21 protein-coding genes, 5 tRNA genes, 1 rRNA gene and 1 other annotated feature are annotated in these 21,131 nt (G+C 53.3%); of the genes, 7 read left to right on the top strand and 20 right to left on the bottom strand.

Translation table 11 applies throughout. The features are described 5' to 3' along the window. The 4 genes from B4M48_RS01375 to rluD form a co-directional block, all read right to left on the bottom strand. Positions 1-205: ribosomal RNA gene (locus tag B4M48_RS01375) — 16S ribosomal RNA — on the bottom strand; the annotation flags it as partial. 474 nt (positions 206-679) lie between these two features. Further along, a complete protein-coding gene (clpB, locus tag B4M48_RS01370) occupies positions 680-3,253 on the bottom strand; it encodes an ATP-dependent chaperone ClpB (protein ID WP_071668523.1) in 2,574 nt (857 codons plus the stop codon). Positions 3,254-3,380: 127 nt separating this feature from the next. Next, on the bottom strand, positions 3,381-4,109 hold the full coding sequence (gene yfiH / locus B4M48_RS01365) for a purine nucleoside phosphorylase YfiH (protein WP_071668524.1): 729 nt from the start codon (positions 4,107-4,109) through the stop codon (positions 3,381-3,383). After that, on the bottom strand, positions 4,106-5,086 hold the full coding sequence (gene rluD, locus B4M48_RS01360) for a 23S rRNA pseudouridine(1911/1915/1917) synthase RluD (RefSeq protein WP_071668525.1): 981 nt from the start codon (positions 5,084-5,086) through the stop codon (positions 4,106-4,108). The genes yfiH and rluD overlap by 4 nt, the downstream gene beginning before the upstream one ends. A 128-nt stretch (positions 5,087-5,214) precedes the next feature. Here rluD and bamD point away from each other — a divergent pair, with 128 nt between their 5' ends. The 4 genes from bamD (at position 5,215) to pheA (ending at position 7,947) form a co-directional block, all read left to right on the top strand. Beyond that, complete coding sequence (gene bamD, locus B4M48_RS01355; RefSeq protein ID WP_065648353.1) at positions 5,215-5,946, top strand: outer membrane protein assembly factor BamD; 732 nt, start codon at positions 5,215-5,217, stop codon at positions 5,944-5,946. Positions 5,947-6,209: 263 nt separating this feature from the next. Beyond that, positions 6,210-6,536, top strand: a complete 327-nt coding sequence (gene raiA, locus B4M48_RS01350; RefSeq protein WP_039379797.1) for a ribosome-associated translation inhibitor RaiA — start codon at positions 6,210-6,212, stop codon at positions 6,534-6,536. Between the two features lie 98 nt (positions 6,537-6,634). Then, positions 6,635-6,760: a sequence feature (Phe leader region), on the top strand. Next, a complete protein-coding gene (gene pheL, locus B4M48_RS01345) occupies positions 6,636-6,683 on the top strand; it encodes a pheA operon leader peptide PheL (RefSeq protein WP_104085515.1) in 48 nt (15 codons plus the stop codon). It overlaps the preceding feature by 48 nt. Before the next feature lie 23 nt (positions 6,761-6,783). Then, on the top strand, positions 6,784-7,947 hold the full coding sequence (pheA, locus tag B4M48_RS01340; RefSeq protein WP_071668526.1) for a bifunctional chorismate mutase/prephenate dehydratase: 1,164 nt from the start codon (positions 6,784-6,786) through the stop codon (positions 7,945-7,947). Between the two features lie 31 nt (positions 7,948-7,978). Here pheA and tyrA read toward each other — a convergent pair whose 3' ends face one another. Both tyrA and B4M48_RS01330 read right to left on the bottom strand, forming a co-directional pair. Continuing rightward, positions 7,979-9,100, bottom strand: coding sequence for a bifunctional chorismate mutase/prephenate dehydrogenase (gene tyrA, locus B4M48_RS01335; protein ID WP_071668527.1), 1,122 nt, complete (start codon positions 9,098-9,100; stop codon positions 7,979-7,981). Between the two features lie 6 nt (positions 9,101-9,106). Then, positions 9,107-10,186, bottom strand: coding sequence for a 3-deoxy-7-phosphoheptulonate synthase (locus tag B4M48_RS01330; RefSeq protein ID WP_071668528.1), 1,080 nt, complete (start codon positions 10,184-10,186; stop codon positions 9,107-9,109). Between the two features lie 303 nt (positions 10,187-10,489). Here B4M48_RS01330 and B4M48_RS01325 point away from each other — a divergent pair, with 303 nt between their 5' ends. Beyond that, positions 10,490-11,005, top strand: a complete 516-nt coding sequence (locus B4M48_RS01325; RefSeq protein WP_071668529.1) for a GNAT family N-acetyltransferase — start codon at positions 10,490-10,492, stop codon at positions 11,003-11,005. 55 nt (positions 11,006-11,060) lie between these two features. On the opposite strand, the gene rplS is transcribed toward B4M48_RS01325, so the two are convergent. The 5 genes from rplS to ffh all read right to left on the bottom strand — a co-directional run bounded on the left by rplS (position 11,061) and on the right by ffh (position 14,572). After that, on the bottom strand, positions 11,061-11,411 hold the full coding sequence (gene rplS, locus B4M48_RS01320) for a 50S ribosomal protein L19 (RefSeq protein WP_039379805.1): 351 nt from the start codon (positions 11,409-11,411) through the stop codon (positions 11,061-11,063). Between the two features lie 42 nt (positions 11,412-11,453). Then, positions 11,454-12,218, bottom strand: a complete 765-nt coding sequence (gene trmD, locus B4M48_RS01315) for a tRNA (guanosine(37)-N1)-methyltransferase TrmD (protein WP_052246437.1) — start codon at positions 12,216-12,218, stop codon at positions 11,454-11,456. 35 nt (positions 12,219-12,253) lie between these two features. Beyond that, on the bottom strand, positions 12,254-12,802 hold the full coding sequence (rimM, locus tag B4M48_RS01310; protein ID WP_039379809.1) for a ribosome maturation factor RimM: 549 nt from the start codon (positions 12,800-12,802) through the stop codon (positions 12,254-12,256). Positions 12,803-12,820: 18 nt separating this feature from the next. Beyond that, entirely contained in the window at positions 12,821-13,069 is a 249-nt protein-coding gene (gene rpsP / locus B4M48_RS01305; RefSeq protein WP_007893313.1) for a 30S ribosomal protein S16, read from the bottom strand. A gap of 141 nt (positions 13,070-13,210) precedes the next feature. Further along, the gene (ffh, locus tag B4M48_RS01300; protein WP_039379813.1) at positions 13,211-14,572 is read right to left on the bottom strand and encodes a signal recognition particle protein; all 1,362 of its coding nucleotides are present in this window, start codon (positions 14,570-14,572) and stop codon (positions 13,211-13,213) included. A gap of 166 nt (positions 14,573-14,738) precedes the next feature. On the opposite strand from ffh, the gene B4M48_RS01295 reads away from it, so the two are divergent. Both B4M48_RS01295 and B4M48_RS01290 read left to right on the top strand, forming a co-directional pair. After that, complete coding sequence (locus B4M48_RS01295) at positions 14,739-15,533, top strand: cytochrome C assembly family protein (protein WP_039379815.1); 795 nt, start codon at positions 14,739-14,741, stop codon at positions 15,531-15,533. An 11-nt stretch (positions 15,534-15,544) separates the two neighbouring features. Further along, positions 15,545-16,831: an HlyC/CorC family transporter gene (locus B4M48_RS01290; protein WP_039379818.1), complete on the top strand. Its 1,287-nt coding sequence runs from the start codon at positions 15,545-15,547 to the stop codon at positions 16,829-16,831. A 48-nt stretch (positions 16,832-16,879) separates the two neighbouring features. Here B4M48_RS01290 and luxS read toward each other — a convergent pair whose 3' ends face one another. The 9 genes from luxS to csrA form a co-directional block, all read right to left on the bottom strand. Beyond that, on the bottom strand, positions 16,880-17,395 hold the full coding sequence (luxS, locus tag B4M48_RS01285; RefSeq protein WP_039379820.1) for an S-ribosylhomocysteine lyase: 516 nt from the start codon (positions 17,393-17,395) through the stop codon (positions 16,880-16,882). A 150-nt stretch (positions 17,396-17,545) separates the two neighbouring features. Further along, the gene (gshA, locus tag B4M48_RS01280; protein WP_039379822.1) at positions 17,546-19,150 is read right to left on the bottom strand and encodes a glutamate--cysteine ligase; all 1,605 of its coding nucleotides are present in this window, start codon (positions 19,148-19,150) and stop codon (positions 17,546-17,548) included. 31 nt (positions 19,151-19,181) lie between these two features. Further along, positions 19,182-19,610, bottom strand: a complete 429-nt coding sequence (locus tag B4M48_RS01275; RefSeq protein ID WP_039379824.1) for a YqaA family protein — start codon at positions 19,608-19,610, stop codon at positions 19,182-19,184. A gap of 365 nt (positions 19,611-19,975) precedes the next feature. Continuing rightward, a tRNA-Arg gene (locus B4M48_RS01270) sits at positions 19,976-20,052 on the bottom strand. A gap of 56 nt (positions 20,053-20,108) precedes the next feature. Next, positions 20,109-20,185 (bottom strand) — tRNA-Arg (locus B4M48_RS01265). Between the two features lie 56 nt (positions 20,186-20,241). Further along, a tRNA-Arg gene (locus B4M48_RS01260) sits at positions 20,242-20,318 on the bottom strand. Positions 20,319-20,414: 96 nt separating this feature from the next. Continuing rightward, positions 20,415-20,491, bottom strand: a tRNA-Arg gene (locus B4M48_RS01255). A gap of 8 nt (positions 20,492-20,499) precedes the next feature. Then, positions 20,500-20,592 (bottom strand) — tRNA-Ser (locus B4M48_RS01250). A 292-nt stretch (positions 20,593-20,884) separates the two neighbouring features. After that, positions 20,885-21,070 (bottom strand): carbon storage regulator CsrA, encoded by a 186-nt coding sequence (gene csrA, locus B4M48_RS01245; protein ID WP_039379826.1) that lies wholly within the window; start codon positions 21,068-21,070, stop codon positions 20,885-20,887. Positions 21,071-21,131 lie beyond the last annotated feature (61 nt).

Here is a 21,131-nt window from a genome sequence, read left to right as displayed (position 1 = left end):
TCCCCCACTTTGGTCCGAAGACGTTATGCGGTATTAGCTACCGTTTCCAGTAGTTATCCCCCTCCACCGGGCAGTTTCCCAGACATTACTCACCCGTCCGCCACTCGTCACCCGGGAAGCAAGCTCCCCTGTGCTACCGTCCGACTTGCATGTGTTAGGCCTGCCGCCAGCGTTCAATCTGAGCCATGATCAAACTCTTCAATTTAAGTTTGACTTGCTTAAACAAGTTAAGCGGTGCTCTGTGAATTAAACTTCGTAATGAATTACGTGTTCACTCAGCAAAGACTTGATATTTTTTTACGTCCGGAGACGCTGATATCAATCCTGCGAGTGCCCACACAGATTGTCTGATAAATTGTTAAAGAGCGGTGCAGTCAGCGGCCGGGCCGTCTGCTGCGAGGTGGCGTATATTACGCTTTCCTCCTCCGGAGTCAAACACTTTTTTCAGCGCTTTTCTCCGGCGGGGTGAATCGCTTCACGCCCTGCTGAGCCCGTCTGCGTTGCCGCTTTGCCGTCTCAGTGGTGGCGCATTATAGGGAGTTCTCGCCGGGTGACAAGTGCTAATTTCAACTTTTTTGCTCGGGCGCTTACTTTCCAGGCAATGCGTTGTAAAAACCAGCTCAGCTGTATATTAAAGAAACAAAAAACGGGCCCGCAGGCCCGTTTTTATGCACAACACTTACTGGTGAGCGACAATTTCGCCTTCGCTTACATCCATCTCGATGGTTTTTCCTGGCACAAACGCCCCGGAGAGTATCTTCTGCGCCAGCGGGTTCTCAATATGCTGCTGGATAGCCCGTTTGAGCGGACGCGCACCGTAAACCGGATCGTAGCCATTCTCACCAAGCAGTTTCAGTGCTGCTTCGGAGATGTGCAGCTGATAGCCGCGATCTTCCAGACGCTGATAAAGCCGCTGCAGCTGTATCTGCGCAATAGAGGCAATGTGCTGCTCTCCCAGCGGATGAAATACCACCACTTCATCGATACGGTTGATAAACTCAGGACGGAAGTGGTGTCCGACTACCGTCATTACCGTTTCTTTCATCGCTGGGTAATCAAGCGCACCGAAGCGCTCCTGAATTAAATCCGATCCCAGGTTCGACGTCATGATCACCACTGAGTTGCGGAAATCTACGGTACGCCCCTGACCATCCGTCAGTCGTCCATCATCCAGCACCTGCAGCAGGATGTTAAATACATCCGGATGCGCTTTCTCAACTTCATCCAGTAAGATGACGGAGTAAGGCCGGCGGCGTACCGCTTCAGTAAGATAACCGCCCTCCTCATATCCGACATATCCCGGAGGTGCACCCACTAGCCGCGAAACCGAATGTTTCTCCATAAACTCAGACATGTCGATCCGCACCATCGCATCGTCGCTGTCAAACAGAAAATTTGCCAGCGCTTTACACAGCTCGGTTTTACCTACCCCGGTTGGACCGAGGAACAGGAATGAACCAATCGGGCGATTGGGATCGGACAAGCCTGCCCGGCTGCGACGGATGGCATTTGAAACCGCCTCTACCGCTTCGTTCTGGCCGATAACCCGCGCATGTAATTCCTGCTCCATACGCAGCAGTTTGTCGCGCTCACCTTCCATCATGCGTGCTACCGGAATACCGGTCCAGCGCGCCAGTACGTCGGCAATCTCAACATCCGTTACGCGGTTGCGTAGCAGCTTCATGATTTTGCCTTCAGCCTGAGTGGCACTCGCCAGCTGCTTTTCCAGCGCCGGAATTTTGCCATACTGCAGCTCTGACATTTGCGCCAGATCGCCTGTGCGCCGCGCCTGTTCCAGCGTCAGTCTTGCCTGCTCCAGCTCCGCTTTAATATTTTGCGTACCGGTGAGTGACGCCTTTTCAGCTTTCCACTCCTCTTCCAGTTCTGCATATTCGCGCTCTTTCTGATTCAGCTCCGTCTCCAGCATCTCAAGACGCTTGACGCTGGCATCGTCAGACTCTTTCTTCAGCGCCTGCTGCTCCAGTTTCAGCTGGATGATACGGCGCTCCAGACGATCGAGCGGCTCAGGTTTCGAATCGATCTGCAGACGAATACTGGATGCAGCTTCATCAATCAGGTCGATCGCTTTATCTGGCAGCTGCCGGTCGGCGATATAGCGATGTGACAACGTTGCTGCTGCCACAATAGCCGGGTCGGTGATCTGCACATGGTGATGCAGCTCATAGCGCTCTTTCAGACCGCGCAGAATAGCGATGGTATCTTCGACGCTGGGCTCTGCCACAAATACTTTCTGGAAGCGACGCTCCAGGGCAGCATCCTTTTCTATATACTGCCGATACTCATCCAGCGTGGTTGCGCCAACGCAGTGCAGTTCACCACGCGCCAGAGCTGGCTTCAGCATGTTTCCTGCGTCCATCGCGCCATCAGCTTTGCCTGCGCCTACCATCGTGTGCAGCTCATCGATAAACAGAATGACATTGCCTTCCTGCTTCGCGAGATCGTTCAACACCCCTTTCAGGCGCTCCTCAAATTCACCACGGTATTTGGCTCCCGCCACCAGCGCCCCCATATCCAGCGCCAGTACGCGACGACCTTTCAGGCCTTCAGGCACTTCACCATTGATAATGCGCTGAGCCAGCCCTTCAACAATGGCGGTTTTACCCACGCCGGGTTCACCAATCAATACCGGGTTATTCTTGGTACGGCGCTGCAACACCTGGATGGTACGGCGGATCTCTTCATCGCGTCCGATTACCGGGTCCAGCTTGCCACGTTCGGCGCGCTCGGTGAGATCGATGGTATATTTTTTCAGTGCCTGGCGCTGATCTTCAGCTCCCTGGTCATTCACGTTTTCGCCTCCGCGCAATTGTTCGATAGCGTTCGCGAGTTTGTCAGACGTCACGCCGGCAGCTTTAAGCAGATCCGCCAGTGAACCGCGTGAATCCAGAGCCGCCAGAACAAATAATTCAGATGAGATAAAGTTATCGCCGCGCTTTTGCGCCAGTTTGTCACACAGGTTCAGCACCCGCACCAGATCGGCTGAGGGCTGTACATCCCCCTCGGTGCCTTCGACCTGGGGCAGACGATTGATTGCCTGTTCAATACTGCTACGCAGAGTGGCGACATCGGCTCCTGCTGCGCTAAGCAGCGGACGCACCGATCCCCCTTCCTGGTTGAGCAGAGCGCTCATCACATGAAGCGGTTCAATAAACTGGTTATCCTGTCCCAGAGCCAGGGACTGGGCATCAGCAAGGGCTAGCTGGAATTTGTTGGTAAGACGATCCAGACGCATAATTCCTCCCGTTACAGGTCAAAATGCTACTGGAGATTAAGATGAGGTCAGGCCTCCAATTTTCAAGGTTTCTGACCTGATATTGTGAGCAAAAAACAGGCTGACCGGATCGTCTCAGAGCGTAAGGTTATTGCAGCCAGATTAATGTAGCCATACGCCCGGTAACACCGTCGCGGCGAAAAGAGAAAAAATCCTGCTTTTCTGTGAACGTGCAGCGTCGTGAACCGCTGACAGAGGTTACGCCTGCGCTAAGCAGACGCTGTTCGGCCAGCAGCCAGATATCCGCAAAATATTTTGCGCCTGCCGGACGAAAGGCCACCTTTGCGCGCGCATCGTGGGCCATAAATGCCTGACGTACTTCCGCTCCTACTTCAAACGCACCGGGTCCGATAGCCGGGCCCAGCCAGGCATATACCTCGCTGGCCGGACAGTGAAACTGCGCCAGCGTCTGTTCCAGCACGCCGTTACAGAGACCGCGCCAGCCCGCATGGGCTGCTGCGACTTCACTGCCATCTTTACTGCAAAACAGCACCGGCAGGCAGTCAGCCGTCATAATGGCGCACACCACGCCCGGCTCCCGGGTAATGGCCGCGTCAGCCTGGGGCAGCGCACAGGCGGCAGGCAGACGCACTACCGCATTGCCATGTACCTGATCCAGCCACTGCGGCATCGCAGAAAGCGCTAATGTTTCTGCGATGTGCTGGCGATTACGCATCACGTGAGCGGGCGCATCCTCGACGTGAGCCGCCGGGTTGAGCGAATCCCAGGGCGCCAGGCTATGACCGCCCCGCCGGGTCGTGGAGCAGGCCCGAACGCGCTGCGGAGCAGGCCAGTCCGGGATGATCCATTCACTCATAGCCAGTCCATGCGATCGCGGAACTCTTCCGTATCGGCTTTTAAGGCGTCAATCAGATCAACCATGTCCTGCGGCAGCGGAGCATGCCACTCCATTTCAATACCGGTTATCGGATGATAGAGACGCAGCATTGTCGCGTGCAGCGCCTGACGATCAAATCCGCGCAGCGTATTAATGAACGCCTCTGACGCCCCTTTTGGCGGACGCGGCCGGCCACCGTAAAGCGGATCGCCCACCAGCGGATGGTTGATATGCGCCATATGAACACGGATCTGATGCGTACGGCCCGTCTCCAGGCGCAGGCGCAGGCGCGTATGGGCCCGGAAATGCTCCATGATGCGGTAGTGCGTGGTTGCCGGTTTTCCCATCGGATGGACGGCCATGTGGGTACGCTTGGTGGAGTGTCGCGCCATGGGTTCATCAACGGTGCCGCCAGCCGTCATCGTACCGATGGCAACCGCTTCATATTCACGCGTGATTTCACGCAGCTGTAGCGTTTCCACCAGATGCGTCTGTGCCGGAACCGTTTTTGCCACGACCATCAGGCCAGTGGTGTCTTTATCCAGGCGATGTACGATACCGGCGCGCGGTACATCAGCGATCGGCGGAAAGTGGTAGAGCAGTGCATTCAGAATAGTGCCGTCAGGATTACCTGCACCGGGGTGTACCACCAGGTCGCGGGGTTTATTGATAACCAGAATATGGTCATCTTCATAAACGATATTAAGAGGAATGTTCTGCGCTTCCCAGCGCTGTTCCTCTTCAATCTCAGCATCAATAGCCACCTGCTCACCGCCCAGAACTTTCTCTTTCGGTTTATCGATGATAGTGCCGTTGACGCTGACGCGGCGATCGAGGATCCACTCTTTTATGCGGGAGCGTGAATAATCAGGGAACAATTCTGCCAAAGTCTGATCTAAACGTTGTCCAAGCTGTGCTTCGGACACCGTTGCGGTGAGTTGAACTTGTTGTGCCATATACAGCTTCTTCGTTAACGTTGGGTTTTACGGCGATGCCGTTTAATATAATGTGCTATCGTACTGGTCATTACCGGGAGCTATACGGACAGCTTCCGCCATAACATTTTGAGGATAATCATTTCGTCATGACGCGTATGAAACATCTGGTGGCTGCCGCCACATTGAGCCTGGCCCTGGTAGGCTGCTCCGGCTCATCTGATCCGGTTCCGGACAGCCCGCCGTCTGAAATTTATGCCACAGCTCAGCAAAAGCTGCAGGACGGTAACTTCAAAGCGGCAATTAAGCAACTGGAAGCGCTGGATAATCGTTATCCATTTGGTCCTTACTCGCAGCAGGTGCAGCTGGATTTAATCTACGCGTATTACAAAAATGCCGATCTTCCGCTGGCGCAGGCTGCTATCTCGCGCTTTATGCGTCTGAACCCGACTCATCCGAATATCGATTACGTCATCTATATGAAAGGTCTGACGGATATGGCCCTGGATGACTCCGCTCTGCAGGGCTTCTTTGGTATCGATCGCTCCGATCGCGATCCCAACCATGCGCGCGACGCCTTCCGTGACTTCTCCCAGCTGCTGCGTAGCTACCCAAACAGCCAGTATGCGGCGGATGCCCAGAAACGCCTGACCTATCTGAAAGATCGTCTGGCGAAATATGAACTCTCGGTGGCGCAATTCTATACCAAGCGCGGGGCTTATGTCGCTGTTGTTAATCGTGTGGAAGGCATGATGCGTGATTATCAGGATACGCAGGCAACACGCGATGCGCTGCCGCTGATGGAGAATGCTTATCGCCAGCTGCAGTTAACGGCCGAAGCTGACAAAGTTGCGAAAATTATCGCGGCCAATAACAGTTAAAAAAGTGGTTGATAACGTGCTTAAAAAGCAGCCGTTTGGCTGCTTTTTTTATGCCTGCAAAGGGCATTTGCGTTGCGGTTAACCCGTCAATCCTGCCCTGCTGTAGTGCTGGCTTCAAGCAATTTTTAAATAATCTCCGGTCTTTCTCGCAAATCTCCTGCGTTGACAAAATGTGACGTTCGTATGTGATCCAGATCACATAAATTCCTGTGTGGCGCGGTATGCTGACTCTACCCAGACGGAAATGACAGAGAGGTTTAACTATGATTCTGAACATTACCAGTAAACAAATGGAAATCACTGCAGCAATTCGCAGCCATGTCGAAGACCGTCTCGCTAAACTGGAAAAGTGGCAAGCCCACCTCATCAATCCTCACATCGTGTTGTCTAAAGAGCCCAAAGAGTTCGTAGCGGATGCCACCATTAACACGCCCAACGGTACTCTGGTTGCCAGTGCTAAACATGATGATATGTATACCGCCATCAACGATTTGATCGCGAAGCTGGAGCGCCAGCTAAATAAAGCTCAGCACAAGCCTGAAGCACGCCGCGCTGCCAGCAGTGTTAAAGATTTCATTCCGGCAGGATAAACTCTGCAGTTACAAAAAACGCGCCAGCTGGCGCGTTTTTTATTGACAGCTTTTAAGCAGTACGATTACTCTCAGAACACTTACCTGCCGGAATAAACCATGAAACATCAGCCATTTTTCTTCGCATTCTTTTTTACCTTCCCCTGAACGGGAGGCGCGTCGTCATGCGAAAATGAATGCGAAGACGAATGACAAAGCCTCCCCCGCCGGGAGGCTTTTTTTTTAACTGTATTTACAGGTGAGCTTAATGAGTATCGATAATCCACTGCTGGTGCTGCGCGATAAAATCAGCGCAGTTGACAGCAAACTACTTACGCTGCTGGCCGAGCGACGGTCGCTGGCAATCGAAGTTGCCCAGGCGAAACTGACCACGCTGCGGCCCATACGTGATATTGAGCGGGAGCGTGCCCTGCTGGAAAATCTGATTTCCCTCGGTAAGCAGCAGCAGCTCGATGCCCACTACATTACCCGTCTGTTTCAGCTGATTATTGAAGATTCGGTGCTGACGCAGCAGGCGCTGCTGCAGAAAAACCTGAACCACCCGCATGCGCTGGCGCCCCGCATCGCCTTTCTGGGTCCTAAGGGTTCCTATTCGCATCTGGCTGCCCGTAAATATGCGTCACGCCATTTTGCTTCATATGTCGAAAACGGCTGTCTGAAATTTCAGGATATTATCCAGCAGGTTGAGGCTGGCCAGGCTGACTATGCGGTGATGCCGATTGAAAACACCAGCTCCGGCTCTATCAATGATGTTTACGATCTGCTGCAGCAGACGTCGCTCTCAATCATTGGCGAACTGACCATCCCTATCGAGCACTGTGTACTGGTAAAAGAGACCACCACGCTTAAACAGATCAAAACCGTCTACAGTCATCCCCAGCCTTTTCAGCAGTGCAGTCAGTTTATTAACCGTTTCCCGCAGTGGAAAATTGAATACACCGAAAGCACTGCCGCAGCCATGGAGAAAGTCGCCGCGCTTAATTCCCCAGAGGTTGCCGCCCTGGGCAGCGAAGCAGGCGGTGAACTCTATGGGCTGCAGGTGCTGGAGCGTAACCTGGCAAATCAGCAGCAGAACCACACGCGTTTTATCGTACTGGCGCGCAAGCCGGTTGACGTTTCGGTGCAGGTCCCGGCCAAAACCACGCTGATCATGGCTACCGGTCAGCAGGCGGGTGCGCTGGTAGAGGCCCTGCTGGTACTGCGCAACCATAATCTGATTATGAGCCGGCTGGAGAATCGCCCGATTAACGGTAATCCGTGGGAAGAGATGTTCTACATTGATGTGCAGGGCAATCTGCAGTCGGAAAATATGCAGCTGGCGCTGGCAGAATTACGCCAGCTGACGCGCTCACTGAAAGTGCTGGGCTGCTATCCCGGTGAAAATGTGGTTCCGGTTGAACCCCGCATATAAGCAGAAAAGGCACCGCTGAGGGTGCCTTTTTTTATTGCCGGCTATCGTTAGCCGAGCGTAACAGACTGCGGCTTTCAACCAGAAAACGCTGGGCGTGATCGCCAAACCACTGTTCCACGCGCTCAAAACTGCTGATAAACGCCTGCTTATTGCTCTGTTCCAGTAGCGATATAGCTTCACCAAAGCGCTGATGGTAACGTTTTATCAGCGCCAGGTTGCTTTCTGAAGCCATAATGATATCGGCATAGAGCTGTGGATCCTGCGCAAATAGCCGCCCTACCATGGCCAGCTCCAGCCGGTAAATAGGTGAAGAGAGCGCCAGCAGCTGATCCAGGTTTACATTCTCTTCAGCCAGGTGAAGGCCGTAAGCAAAAGTCGTAAAGTGACGCAGCGCCTGAATAAAGGCCATGTTCTGATCGTGCTCTGCGGCGCTGATGCAGTGCAGCCGTGCTCCCCAAACCTGAATCTGTTCCAGGAACCACTGATACGCTTCCGGCTGACGACCGTCGCACCAGACCACAACCTGTTTTGCCAGACTGCCGCTGTCGGGCCCAAACATCGGGTGCAGCCCCAGTACCGGTCCGGCGTGCGCGGCAAGCATGGCCTGCAGCGGCCTGTTTTTTACCGATGCAAGATCGACCAGGATGCAGTCGTCCGGCAGCGCAGGCAGATCGGCGATGATCTTCTCGGTAAGATGGATTGGGACACTGATGATCACCATGCCCGCATCCTGCAGCAGCCGATCGGCGCGATCCCAGTCCTCTTTGTCCAGAATGCGCACCTGATAACCGGACAGTGTCAGCATTTTTTCAAACAGACGCCCCATCTTGCCGCTGCCGCCGACGATCACTACCGGACGCAGTGAAGGACAAAGGGTTTTGAAACCTTTGTCATTCTCATGGGTATAGGATTCCCGCATCAGACGACGCAATACATCTTCAATCAGATCGGGAGATACGCCGAGCGCTTCTGCTTCCTGCCGGCGTGACGCCAGCATGCTTGCTTCACGCTCGGGTACATAAATCGGCAGGCCGTAACGGCTTTTTACTTCGCCAACCTGTGCCACCAGCTCCAGTCGTTTTGCCAGCAGCCCAAGCAGCGCCTGATCGACTTCATCAATTTGATCGCGCAATGCGGTCAGTTCAGCCACCATGACTCTTTATACCTCGTGTGACAGACGCGCCGACAGCACTCCCTGCAGATCCTGATGGATCGTGCGCAGCAGCGTTTCGGTAGTATTCCAGTCAATGCAGGCATCGGTCACCGAGACACCATACTTCATTTCGCTGCGCGGCTGCTCTGAAGGCTGATTGCCTTCGTGAATATTGCTCTCAAGCATCAGGCCAATAATAGAGCGGTTTCCATCTTTGATCTGCGCAATAGCCGATTCGGCTACGCCAGGCTGACGACGATAGTCTTTGTTAGAATTGCCATGGCTGCAATCTATCATTAAGGCCGGGCGCAGTCCTGCTTTCAGCATCTCTTTTTCACACTGTGCAACATCGTCCGGGCCGTAGTTAGGCGCTTTGCCACCGCGCAGGATCACGTGTCCGTCCGGGTTGCCCTGCGTCTGCAGCAGGCAGACCTGCCCTGCCTGATTAATGCCGACAAAACGGTGAGGCATCGCTGCCGCACGCATAGCGTTGATCGCCGTGCCGAGACTGCCATCGGTGCCGTTTTTAAAACCTACCGGCATTGAAAGACCAGACGCCATTTCACGGTGCGTTTGTGATTCCGTGGTGCGCGCACCAATGGCTGACCAGCTAAACAGATCGCCGAGATATTGCGGGCTATTAGGATCCAGCGCTTCTGTCGCCAGTGGCAAACCCATTTCAACCAGGTTTACCAGCAGCTGACGCGCAATGTGCAGCCCGGCTTCCATATCAAATGAGTTGTTCATGTAAGGATCGTTGATCAGCCCTTTCCAGCCTACGGTGGTGCGGGGTTTTTCAAAATAGACGCGCATGACGATATAGAGCTGATCCTTCAGCTGCACAGAGAGATCTTTTAACTGACGGGCGTACGCTAACGCTGCTTCCGGATCGTGAATTGAGCAGGGACCGCAGACTACCAGCAGACGCGGATCGCGCCCGGCAATAATGTCCGCAATAGTTTTACGCGAAGCAGTAATTTGAGCTTCCTGCTCTGCCGTCAGCGGAAAGCGTGCTTTCAGCTCCTGCGGCGTAATTAAAATCTGTTCGTCAGCGATATGTACGTTATTCAGCGCGTCTTTCTGCATGGTGGCGATCCTTTTTACTCATCTGTGCGGTTTGGATCCTCAGTGAGGATGACGCTTACTCTATCACAGGCTGTATTGTATGCAATCCATGCGTGTACACTATTTTTACCACCTGCATTGCACCACGGTATAAATTTGCATTTAAATTTATATTTATCAGGTATATATAAATAAATGACACTATATACCTTGCCGGATAGATGTAAATATAAAATTACACCATCGTAGAGCTGCGACTCGTTTTTCACTGCGCGCTCAGTTAATATTCTGTAATTCCTCACGATTTATGAAGGCTGACTGATTATGACTGAGATAATCCTGCGTCCCTTTGCGCTGTCAGATGCAACTGCTTTTGCTGAGGCCGTCAATCAGTCTCTTGATACCCTGCTGCCCTGGATGACGTGGGCACATGAAAATTACCGGCCGGAAGAGGCAGTAAGCTGGTTTAATTTCGCTCACGCAGAGCGTGTCAGAGGTGAGGCCGAAAGGTTTGCGATCGCAGACAGCCGTCATCGTCTGCTGGGAGGGGCCGGGATCCGTTTTGCCCGTCAGCCCGGCGAGGTTGCAGCGCTGGGCTACTGGGTACGCAGCGATGCGCAGCGTCAGGGCGTGGCTACACGCGCGGTAGCGCAACTGATAACCCTGGGTTTTAGCCGGCCAGATATCACGGAGCTGGAAATCCTGGCCGCCACAGATAATGTCGCCAGCCGCGCCGTGGCATTACGCAGCGGGTTTACGCTGACAGGCTGCCAGCACGGGCTGATTGTGCTGCCGGACGGGCCGGTTGAGGCCGCGGTTTATCGCTTAAAGCATCCATAAAAAAGGGGCTGGCATTATGCCAACCCCTTGTTTGCTATTAACTTTGAGATGTCGCTTACGCGCCAAGACGCTCTTTGATACGAGCTGACTTACCGGTGCGCTCACGCAGGTAGTACAGTTTGGCTTTACGCACAGCACCACGACGTTTGACAGTAATGCTGTCAATTACCGGAGAGTGAGTCTGGAAGACACGCTCAACGCCTTCGCCGTTGGAAATCTTACGAACAGTGAATGCAGAGTGCAGACCGCGGTTACGAATAGCGATAACCACGCCCTCGAATGCCTGCAGACGTTTTTTAGAACCTTCAACGACCCATACTTTCACTTCCACGGAATCACCCGGACGGAATGAAGGTACATCCTGTTTCAGCTGTTCTTGTTCAATTTGCTTGATAATGTTGCTCATAATTAAATCTCATATCCTGGGTAAACTGATAGTCAGGGAAGATTACTCTTCCGCTTCATCGTTTTGTTGCTGCTGCTGTTCCCGCTGGAACTCATTCAGCAACCTTGCTTGCTCTTCAGTCAGAGCCAGGTTTTCCAGAAGTTCAGGTCTTCTTAGCCAGGTACGGCCTAACGACTGTTTCAGGCGCCAGCGGCGAATATCGGCATGGTTGCCCGACAGCAGAACTGACGGTACTTCCATCCCTTCTAACACTTCAGGCCGGGTATAGTGCGGGCAATCCAGCAAACCATCCGAGAATGAGTCTTCATCGGCGGACGCCTGCTTGCCCAGTACGCCGGGAATAAACCGGGCGACGGAGTCAATCAGCGTCATGGCTGGCAGCTCACCACCACTGAGAACGTAATCACCGATTGACCACTCTTCGTCAATCTCTGTATGGATCACGCGCTCATCAATACCTTCGTAGCGACCACAGACCAGAATCAGTTTCTGGTTAGTCGCCAGTTCGCAAACGCCCTGCTGGTCAAGTTTGCGCCCCTGAGGTGACAGATAAATCACCTTAGCACCTTCTCCCGCCGCTGCTTTCGCTGCGTGGATCGCATCCCGTAAGGGTTGCACCATCATCAACATTCCCGGTCCGCCGCCGTAAGGACGATCGTCCACGGTACGGTGCCGGTCGTGCGTGAAGTCACGAGGACTCCAGCTCTCAATGTTGAGCAGGCCATTTTTAACTGCCCGGCCAGTTACCCCGTACTCGGTAATAGCGCGAAACATCTCTGGAAACAGGCTGATAACACCAATCCACATCGCGTTCGCCGTTACGTTACCGGATTGTCCGGAGATCAAAAACCAGGATCCCAGTCTACTTCAATAGTGCCAGTAGCGAGATCGACTTTCTTGATAACCTGTTCATCGAGAAACGGTATTAACCGCTCCTGTACACCGAATGCATCTTTCAGGTTCGCCTTAACGACGAGTACGTCGTTTGAGCCGGTTTCCATCAAATCAATGACTTTGCCCATCTCATAGCCGTCGAGGTTAACTACTTTACAACCCATAAGGTCTTTCCAGTAGTAATCACCCTCTCCCAGCGCAGGCAGCTGCGTGGAGTCAACCGTGATTTCACAATTGGTTAACTGCGCCGCCGCGTCCCGATCGTCAATGCCGTTGACTTTGATAATCAGGTCCTGATTGTGGTGCTTCCAACCTTCCAGTTCTACCTGCTGCCATTTACCGGCGCGCTGGATAAACCAGGGTTGGTAGTCGAAGATGCTTTCAGCGTCTTCAGTGGAGGAAAACACTTTGAGCCAGCCCCGAATTCCGTAAGCGGCACCCATTTTGCCCAAAACGATGGGGTTAACAGGAGGCTGTGCGGCAGGTTTACTGGTCATGCTCACCACCGTGACAGATTAAGCTGCTTTTTTTGCTTCTTTGATCAGCGCGTTAACGCGATCGGAAAGCGTTGCGCCCTGGCCAACCCAGTGCTCAATACGGTCCAGGTCCAGACGCAGACCTTCAGCCTGACCAGATGCGATCGGGTTGAAGAAACCAACGCGCTCAATGAAGCGGCCGTTGCGTGCATTGCGGCTGTCAGTGACGACGACCTGGTAGAACGGACGCTTTTTTGCGCCGTGACGTGCCAAACGAATTGTTACCATAACATCCTCTTTAGTTAATAAAACAACCGGGCCCCATCGAGGAACGGGGCCCGGGTGCAATATAAAAAGCCCGAAAATTTTACTCATTTTGGCGCAAAAAGCAACCGCAGTAGCATACTTTTCTGGCTGTGTAGCGATATCTTAACGGCCCGGGAAACCTGGCGGCATCATACCCTTCATGCCGCGCATCATTTTTGCCATGCCGCCTTTCTTCATCTTTTTCATCATGCGCTGCATATCATCGAACTGCTTCAGCAGCCGATTGACATCCTGCACCTGCATGCCGGCGCCGGTCGCGATGCGACGCTTGCGTGAACCCTTGATGATTTCAGGCTTCTCACGCTCTTTACGCGTCATGGAGTTAATGATGGCCTCCATGCGCACCAGCACCTTGTCATCCATCTGCGATTTAACGTTGTCCGGCAGCTGCCCCATACCCGGCAGTTTGCCCATCAGGCTGGCCATACCGCCCATATTGCGCATCTGCTTAAGCTGCTCAAGGAAGTCATTGAGATCGAAACCGTCACCGGTTTTCAGCTTTTTCGCCAGCTTTTCCGCCTGATCGCGGTCAACCTTGCTTTCAATATCTTCAATCAGCGACAGGACATCGCCCATACCCAGAATGCGCGAGGCGATACGGTCGGGATAAAACGCTTCCAGCGCCTCGGTTTTCTCACCCATCCCCATAAACTTGATCGGTTTACCGGTGATGTGACGAATCGAAAGCGCGGCACCGCCGCGTGCGTCACCATCAACCTTGGTCAGGATCACCCCGGTCAGCGGCAGCGCTTCATTAAATGCTTTAGCCGTGTTCGCGGCATCCTGACCGGTCATGGCATCGACAACAAACAGCGTTTCCACCGGATTAATGGCGGCGTGGACCTGTTTGATTTCGTCCATCATCGCTTCGTCTACGTGCAAACGACCGGCGGTATCCACCAGCAGCACGTCGTAGAACTTCAGCTTCGCCTCTTTCAGCGCATGCTTAACGATGTCAACCGGCTTCTGGCTGAGATCGGAGGGACAGAAATCCACCCCCACCTGCTGCGCCAGCGTCTCCAGCTGTTTAATCGCCGCCGGGCGATAAACGTCAGCTGAGACCACCAGCACTTTTTTCTTGTGCTTTTCACGCAGAAACTTACCGAGCTTACCCACACTGGTGGTTTTACCGGCACCCTGCAGGCCCGCCATCAGCACCACGGCCGGCGGCTGCGCATTCAGGTTCAGGGTATTATTTTCAGCCCCCATTGCCGCAATCAGCTCGTTGCGGACAATCTTGATAAACTCCTGACCCGGCGTCAGGCTTTTATTGACGTCGTGTCCGACCGCGGCTTCTTTTACGCGGTTAATAAATTCACGTACTACCGGCAGCGCAACGTCCGCCTCCAGCAGCGCCATGCGCACTTCGCGCAGGGTATCTTTGATGTTCTCTTCGGTCAGCCGTCCGCGGCCGCTGATGTTGCGCAGGGTTTGCGACAAACGATCGGTTAAATTATCAAACATGCTCTCTCACTTAATACCGTAGCGAGGCCGCCTGAGCGACACAATGCGCCGGATTATAACACGAAGCCTGAGCGATCTCTGCAATTGACCGTGAGATCGTTTGGAGCATACTGCCGCTGACGCTATACTGCTTTTTTCCTTATCTCATCACTCTCAGAAAGGATCTATGTTCGTTTTCGCGATCGTGGCGCTCTTCGCCTACTCCCTCAGTCTTGCACTTATCATCCCCAGCTTACTGAAACGTAACAGCGGCTGGCGGCGATTTGCTGTCCTGTCCGCCTGCGTTGCGCTGATTGCGCATGCTGTCGCGCTGCAGCAGCGGATATTTGCTATCGACAGCGGGCAAAATCTCAGCTTACTTAATATCGGATCGCTGGTGAGCCTGCTGATTTGCGCCATTATGACTATTGTGGCTTCACGTAACCGTGGCTGGCTGCTGCTGCCGGTGGTTTATAGCTTTGCGTTAATTAATCTGGCGTTTGCCACCTTTGTCCCGAATGCCTTTATTACGCACCTCGAGACCACGCCGGGCATGATGGTGCATATCGGTCTGTCGCTGTTTGCTTATGCCACGCTGATTATTGCCGCGCTCTATGCGCTGCAGCTGGCGTGGATCGACTATCAGCTGAAAAACAAAAAGCTCGCCTTTACGCAGGATATGCCGCCGCTGCTAAGCATTGAGCGCAAAATGTTTCATATCACGCAGATTGGCGTGGTGCTGCTGACGCTGGTGCTTTGCACCGGGCTTTTCTTCATGGACAACCTGTTCAGCGCAGAGAATATCGATAAAGCGGTGCTCTCTATTCTTGCGTGGTTCGTCTATATCGTGCTGCTCTGGGGGCACTACCGTGAAGGGTGGCGCGGACGGCGCGTGGTCTGGTTTAACTGCGGCGGTGCGCTGCTGCTGACCATGGCTTACTTCGGCAGTCGCGTACTGCAGCATCTTCTCACTTCCCACTAAGGAATTTTTCGTTGGAACATGTTTCAACCACCACGATGATTATCATTCTTGTCATCATGGTGCTGGTCTCAGCGTACTTCTCCGGCTCTGAGACCGGCATGATGACGCTCAACCGCTATAAGCTGCGGCACAAAGCGAAAAGCGGTAATCGTGCAGCGCGGCGCGTTGAGAAACTGCTGCGCCGGCCCGATCGCCTGATTAGTCTGGTCTTAATCGGCAACAACCTGGTCAATATCCTCGCCTCCGCGCTGGGGACTATCGTAGGGATGCGTCTGTATGGTGATGCCGGGGTTGCTATCGCCACCGGCGTGCTGACCTTTGTTGTTCTGGTTTTTGCTGAAGTCCTGCCTAAAACCATCGCAGCGCTTTACCCTGAAAAAGTGGCCTACCCCAGCAGCGTTTTACTGGCGCCGCTGCAGTATGTGATGCTGCCACTGGTCTGGCTGCTTAATACCATTACGCGCATGCTGATGCGTATGGTGGGGATTAAAACAGAGGGCTCCGTAAACTCCGCGCTGAGCAAAGAGGAGCTGCGCACCATTGTCTACGAGTCGCGCTCGCTGATGTCTCGCCGTAATCAGGATATGCTTCTCTCCGTGCTCGATCTGGAAAAAGTCAGCGTGGATGACATCATGGTGCCGCGCAATGAAATTGTTGGTATCAATATCAATGACGACTGGAAATCGATTGAGCGTCAGCTGAGTAACTCACCGCATGGGCGTATTGTGCTGTTTCGCGATTCGCTGGACGATACCGTGGGCATGCTGCGCGTGCGCGAAGCCTGGCGCATGATGACGGAAAAAAAGGAGTTCAATAAGGATCGTCTGCTGCGCGCGGCTGATGAGATCTACTATGTGCCGGAAGGCACGCCGCTGAATGTGCAGCTGGTTAAGTTCCAGCGCAATAAGAAAAAAGCGGGTCTGGTAGTGGATGAGTATGGCGATATTAAGGGGCTCATCACCATCGAAGATATTCTGGAAGAGATCGTTGGCGACTTTACTACCTCCATGTCCCCTTCTCTCGCAGAAGAGGTGATGCCGCAGAATGATGGCTCGGTGCTGATTGAAGGCAGCGCTAACGTGCGCGAAATCAATAAGGCGTTCAACTGGACGCTGCCGGAAGAGGAAGCGCGCACCATTAACGGCATGCTGCTTGAGGCGCTGGAAGAGATCCCGCAGACCGAAACGCGGGTACAGGTTGGCAGCTATGACATCGATATTCTCGACGTGCAGGACAACATGGTGAAGCAGGTACGGGTTACACCGCAGCAGCCGCTGAAAAGCTCAGTGGGATCGTGATACAAAAAAACGCCGCAGAATATGCGGCGTTTTTACAGAAAGGGCTAATCAGATATGCAACTCTTTCAGCTTCTCTGCTGGCAGCTTCAGATCTTCGTTGCGATTAATACCGATCTCGTGTGACAGAACATTACGCGCAATCTGCTGCGCTTCGTCCAGGGAGTGCAGCTTGTAGCTGCCACACTGATACTCATTAAGCTCCGGGATCTGATTCTGATCTTTGACTTTCAGAACATCTTCCATCGCCCCTTTCCACGCCTGCGCCACGCGCTGCTCGTCTGGCGTGCCGATCAGGCTCATGTAGAAACCGGTACGGCACCCCATTGGAGAGATGTCTACGATCTCCACGCCCTCACCGTTGAGGTGATCGCGCATAAAGCCGGCAAACAGATGCTCCAGCGTATGGATCCCGCGCTCGGTCAGAATGTCGATGTTTGGCCGGCAGAAACGCAGATCGAAAACGGTGATGGTATCGCCATGCGGAGTTGTCATGGTCTTTGCCACGCGTACTGCCGGCGCGGCCATGATGGTGTGATCAACGGTAAAACTGTCCAGTAGTGGCATACGTCACCTCCTGTTTGAAAAATTTTTTCTGAACGATGAAACTTTTCTCGTCGTTCTGCGTCTGAATATATGAAAGACGCGCATTTGTTATCATCATCCCTGACAACAGAGATGTTAATTTTGGCCACAGTGATGTGGCCATTTTCTTTTTCAGCCTTCCCGACCTGCCAGATAATCCTCAAAGCTTATGCTATCACTCGCTTCCAGCGCCTGCTGTGCAGCAACAGACTCCTGCGCCTGCTGAGTGAAATCCGCTTCGGTCAGAATTTCCAGTGGCTCCGCGCAGAGCATCTGCCGGTACTGCTCCGCCAGTGCAACACCTGCTCCGGTCAGGCCGTTCTCTTTAATAGCGTGAAGAATGCGCGCCGAGTAGGTTAGCTCAGGATCGTCAAAAGAAGCTACCAGTTGATCGCATACCTGCTGATATTGCGTGCTGCCCTCGTTGCTATCCAGCACTTCCGCGACGCGACGCAGATCGGCAAAGAGCGCTTTGCCTACTTCAACCAGCGAATGTTCAGTGTCGCTGCAGCCAACGCCAATAACCAGCCCTGGCTTACGTCCTTCCATCACCACGCGGTTCCAGTTTTTGCGACTGCAGAGCAGCTCGCTGGCGCTCAGTTCAGGGGCATCGGCCAGCGTACACCAAATCAGGAACAGATCGAGGAAGCGCGCCTGATCGGCATCCACACCTACCGGTGAGAACGGATTGATATCAAGCGAGCGCACTTCAATATACTCAATGCCGCCACGCAGCAGCGCATCAGAAGGGGCTTCTCCCGAACGGGTAACGCGCTTCGGACGGATAGGCGCATACAGCTCGTTCTCAATCTGCAGTACATTAGTATTAAGCTGCAGCCAGTTGCCTTCAGCATCTTTGACGCCCATGGCTGCGTACTCTTCAGAAGGGGTTTTGATTGCGGCCTTCAGCGCGCTCACATACCCTTCCAGCGAGTTGAAGGTAATACCGAGATTACTTTGTGACTTATTGGTATAACCCAGGTCACTCAGGCGCAGAGAGGTCGCATACGGCAGCCATAGCGTATCTTTACCATCCGTTTCAAACGGCAGCTGGCTCTCACGCCCCTGAAGAAATGAGGAGCTGATCGCCGGCGAGGCACCAAACAGATAAGGGATCACCCAGCCGAAACGATAATAGTTGCGGATCAGGCGCAGATAGCCCGCAGAGATGGTCTCTTTACCGCTCTCAGCATCTTTTACATCCGCCCACTCCTGCCAGAAAGAGAGCGGCAGCGAGAAGTTGTAATGCACGCCAGAGATAATCTGCATCAGCGCGCTGTAGCGGTTTTTCAGCCCCTGCCGGTAGAGGGTCTTCATCTGGCCCACGTTTGAACTGCCATACTGCGCCAGCTCAATTTTATCGGTATCGTCAACGTGACCGGGCATACTGAAGGGCCACATGCGCTCTTCACCCAGCTGTTTTGCCACATGGCGATGGATGTCGCGCAGGAAGGTCAGCGAGCGGTCGATATTTTTATCGACCGGCGTAATGAACTCCAGCAGCGTTTCCGCAAAATCCGTGGTGATCCAGTCATGCTTCAGCGCCGAGCCAAGCGATGCCGGATGGCCGGTAGTAGCCAGATGACCATCGGGCCCGACGCGTAACGTTTCGCGTTCGATGCCACGGCCGATACCCTTTAACGCGTCGGGATGCGCTTCCAGCCAGGAGAGCGCTTTTGATACGTCCGGGATCACATTAACCTCCCGCTGTGAGAATAATTTATTTTTGTTCAGCATAATGTTAACCGTAGCCTCGAATCTGTGCGAATCAATGCCACCACTCCATACCCTGTATTGTGGCGATCGCGATAAAGATATAACGCAGCGTTTTGCCGAGAGCGAGAAACAGCATGCAAGGCAGCCAGCTGAAGCGCAACCAGCCTGCGAGAACGCAAAGCAGATCGCCAGCAACCGGCAGCCAGCTAAAGATCAATGCCGCAGGGCCCCATCGGTGTAACCACGTCAATGCTGTGTCATGCCATCGCCCCTGCCCGTTCTGCGGCATAAGGCGACCAAGAAAAATGTTGGTCAGGCCACCCAGCGTGTTTCCCACTGATGCAGCCAGCAACAGGCCATATACCGATCCTTTCTGAGCAACCAGCAGCGCTATCAGTACAGCTTCTGAACTGCCCGGAAGCAGCGTGGCGCTCAGAAAGCTGCTGCCCAGCAGCGAGCCATAAATCAGGAAATCATTCACGGTAATGGCATATCGCACGTACGACAAAATGAGCCATTACTTTAGCTTAATGCGCTCAGGTTGTCGCCAGGCAGGCTTAACCGCAAATGCTTTGAAAGCATTAGGAATTTTCGTTTTCAGAAAAAGGTCAGGGAACAAAACCGGGCATAAATGGCGGTAAATGCAGCATTTTTCAAAACAGAGTACAAAAGAGAGTCAGCATTCCTATTAACGCCAGTGAACTCTGGCGGCGCTAAAATCGCTGAACAGAGACGGGTTAATTGCGAAAGCGGCTGGTACTGCCGGGGAGATTTGGAGAGCACAGCCCGGGTGCTGAAGCTGTCGGTAACGGGTTTAACTGAAGCATATGGGGAAAAAGCAGAGAATGGTGCATCCAGGAGGATTCGAACCTCCGACCGCTCGGTTCGTAGCCGAGTACTCTATCCAGCTGAGCTATGGATGCACTGAAGCGTAGCCTGCAAAGAAGCGACGTTAATAACACTGAAAGGGGGTGAAGAATGGTGCATCCAGGAGGATTCGAACCTCCGACCGCTCGGTTCGTAGCCGAGTACTCTATCCAGCTGAGCTATGGATGCATTGAGGTATTTCTTACGATGGACTAACTGCAACAAGCCTGAAATGATACAAAGAATGGTGCATCCAGGAGGATTCGAACCTCCGACCGCTCGGTTCGTAGCCGAGTACTCTATCCAGCTGAGCTATGGATGCATTGAGGTAATTCTTGTATTACGCAGGGTGCTAACAACTCACCATGAAAGGAACTGCTCGTTCACTCTTTAACTTTATCCGCTACCATCTAAAAGATGGTGCATCCAGGAGGATTCGAACCTCCGACCGCTCGGTTCGTAGCCGAGTACTCTATCCAGCTGAGCTATGGATGCATCGGAAATGGCGGTGAGGCGGGGATTCGAACCCCGGATGCAGCTTTTGACCGCATACTCCCTTAGCAGGGGAGCGCCTTCAGCCTCTCGGCCACCTCACCTTACGCGTTCTTCCGAACCGTGCTTCTGAACTTGTTTCTGCTCATCGGCACTGCGTGGCGCACATATTACTTTCCCGGACTTATAAGTCAAACAATTTCTCCCGACTTTTTTCACTCACGCGTTCGATTGCACAAATGACGCACAATTCGGCTGATTTAACGGCGAAAAGGGTGATTTATCAACAGCAAAAGCCAGAGCAGTAATGAAAAAAGCGAGGAAGCTAAAACAGAAATAAACGGATGGAGGGAGCAGAAAGGTAGCGTCTCGCCCATGAGCGAGACGCTGAAAACGTTAGTAACCCGTGGTTTGTGTTTTTTCAGCCTGAATACGCTGATAAATCTCTTCACGATGTACCGATACTTCTTTTGGCGCATTAACGCCAATGCGGACCTGGTTACCTTTAACGCCCAGCACCGTTACAGTCACCTCATCGCCAATCATGAGGGTTTCACCAACTCGACGAGTTAGAATAAGCATTCTTTGCTCCTTGAAAGATTAAAAGAGTCGGGCCTGTTCGGGCTCCCGGCCATATCCATCA

Origin of the sequence: Pantoea sp. UBA6567 (genome assembly GCF_002434165.1) — a bacterium.
GTDB lineage: Bacteria > Pseudomonadota > Gammaproteobacteria > Enterobacterales > Enterobacteriaceae > Pantoea > Pantoea eucrina.
This window is presented reverse-complemented; position numbering and strand designations above follow the sequence as displayed.

Bases quoted from the DNA above. Each gene is read 5' to 3' on its own strand.
- clpB (WP_071668523.1), bottom strand. From the start codon at position 3,253: ATGCGTCTGGATCGTCTTACCAACAAATTCCAGCTAGCCCTTGCTGAT.
- yfiH (WP_071668524.1), bottom strand. From the start codon at position 4,109: ATGAGTGAATGGATCATCCCGGACTGGCCTGCTCCGCAGCGCGTTCGG.
- rluD (WP_071668525.1), bottom strand. From the start codon at position 5,086: ATGGCACAACAAGTTCAACTCACCGCAACGGTGTCCGAAGCACAGCTT.
- bamD (WP_065648353.1), top strand. From the start codon at position 5,215: ATGACGCGTATGAAACATCTGGTGGCTGCCGCCACATTGAGCCTGGCC.
- raiA (WP_039379797.1), top strand. From the start codon at position 6,210: ATGATTCTGAACATTACCAGTAAACAAATGGAAATCACTGCAGCAATT.
- pheA (WP_071668526.1), top strand. From the start codon at position 6,784: ATGAGTATCGATAATCCACTGCTGGTGCTGCGCGATAAAATCAGCGCA.
- tyrA (WP_071668527.1), bottom strand. From the start codon at position 9,100: ATGGTGGCTGAACTGACCGCATTGCGCGATCAAATTGATGAAGTCGAT.
- B4M48_RS01330 (WP_071668528.1), bottom strand. From the start codon at position 10,186: ATGCAGAAAGACGCGCTGAATAACGTACATATCGCTGACGAACAGATT.
- B4M48_RS01325 (WP_071668529.1), top strand. From the start codon at position 10,490: ATGACTGAGATAATCCTGCGTCCCTTTGCGCTGTCAGATGCAACTGCT.
- rplS (WP_039379805.1), bottom strand. From the start codon at position 11,411: ATGAGCAACATTATCAAGCAAATTGAACAAGAACAGCTGAAACAGGAT.
- trmD (WP_052246437.1), bottom strand. From the start codon at position 12,218: ATGTGGATTGGTGTTATCAGCCTGTTTCCAGAGATGTTTCGCGCTATT.
- rimM (WP_039379809.1), bottom strand. From the start codon at position 12,802: ATGACCAGTAAACCTGCCGCACAGCCTCCTGTTAACCCCATCGTTTTG.
- rpsP (WP_007893313.1), bottom strand. From the start codon at position 13,069: ATGGTAACAATTCGTTTGGCACGTCACGGCGCAAAAAAGCGTCCGTTC.
- ffh (WP_039379813.1), bottom strand. From the start codon at position 14,572: ATGTTTGATAATTTAACCGATCGTTTGTCGCAAACCCTGCGCAACATC.
- B4M48_RS01295 (WP_039379815.1), top strand. From the start codon at position 14,739: ATGTTCGTTTTCGCGATCGTGGCGCTCTTCGCCTACTCCCTCAGTCTT.
- luxS (WP_039379820.1), bottom strand. From the start codon at position 17,395: ATGCCACTACTGGACAGTTTTACCGTTGATCACACCATCATGGCCGCG.
- gshA (WP_039379822.1), bottom strand. From the start codon at position 19,150: ATGCTGAACAAAAATAAATTATTCTCACAGCGGGAGGTTAATGTGATC.
- csrA (WP_039379826.1), bottom strand. From the start codon at position 21,070: ATGCTTATTCTAACTCGTCGAGTTGGTGAAACCCTCATGATTGGCGAT.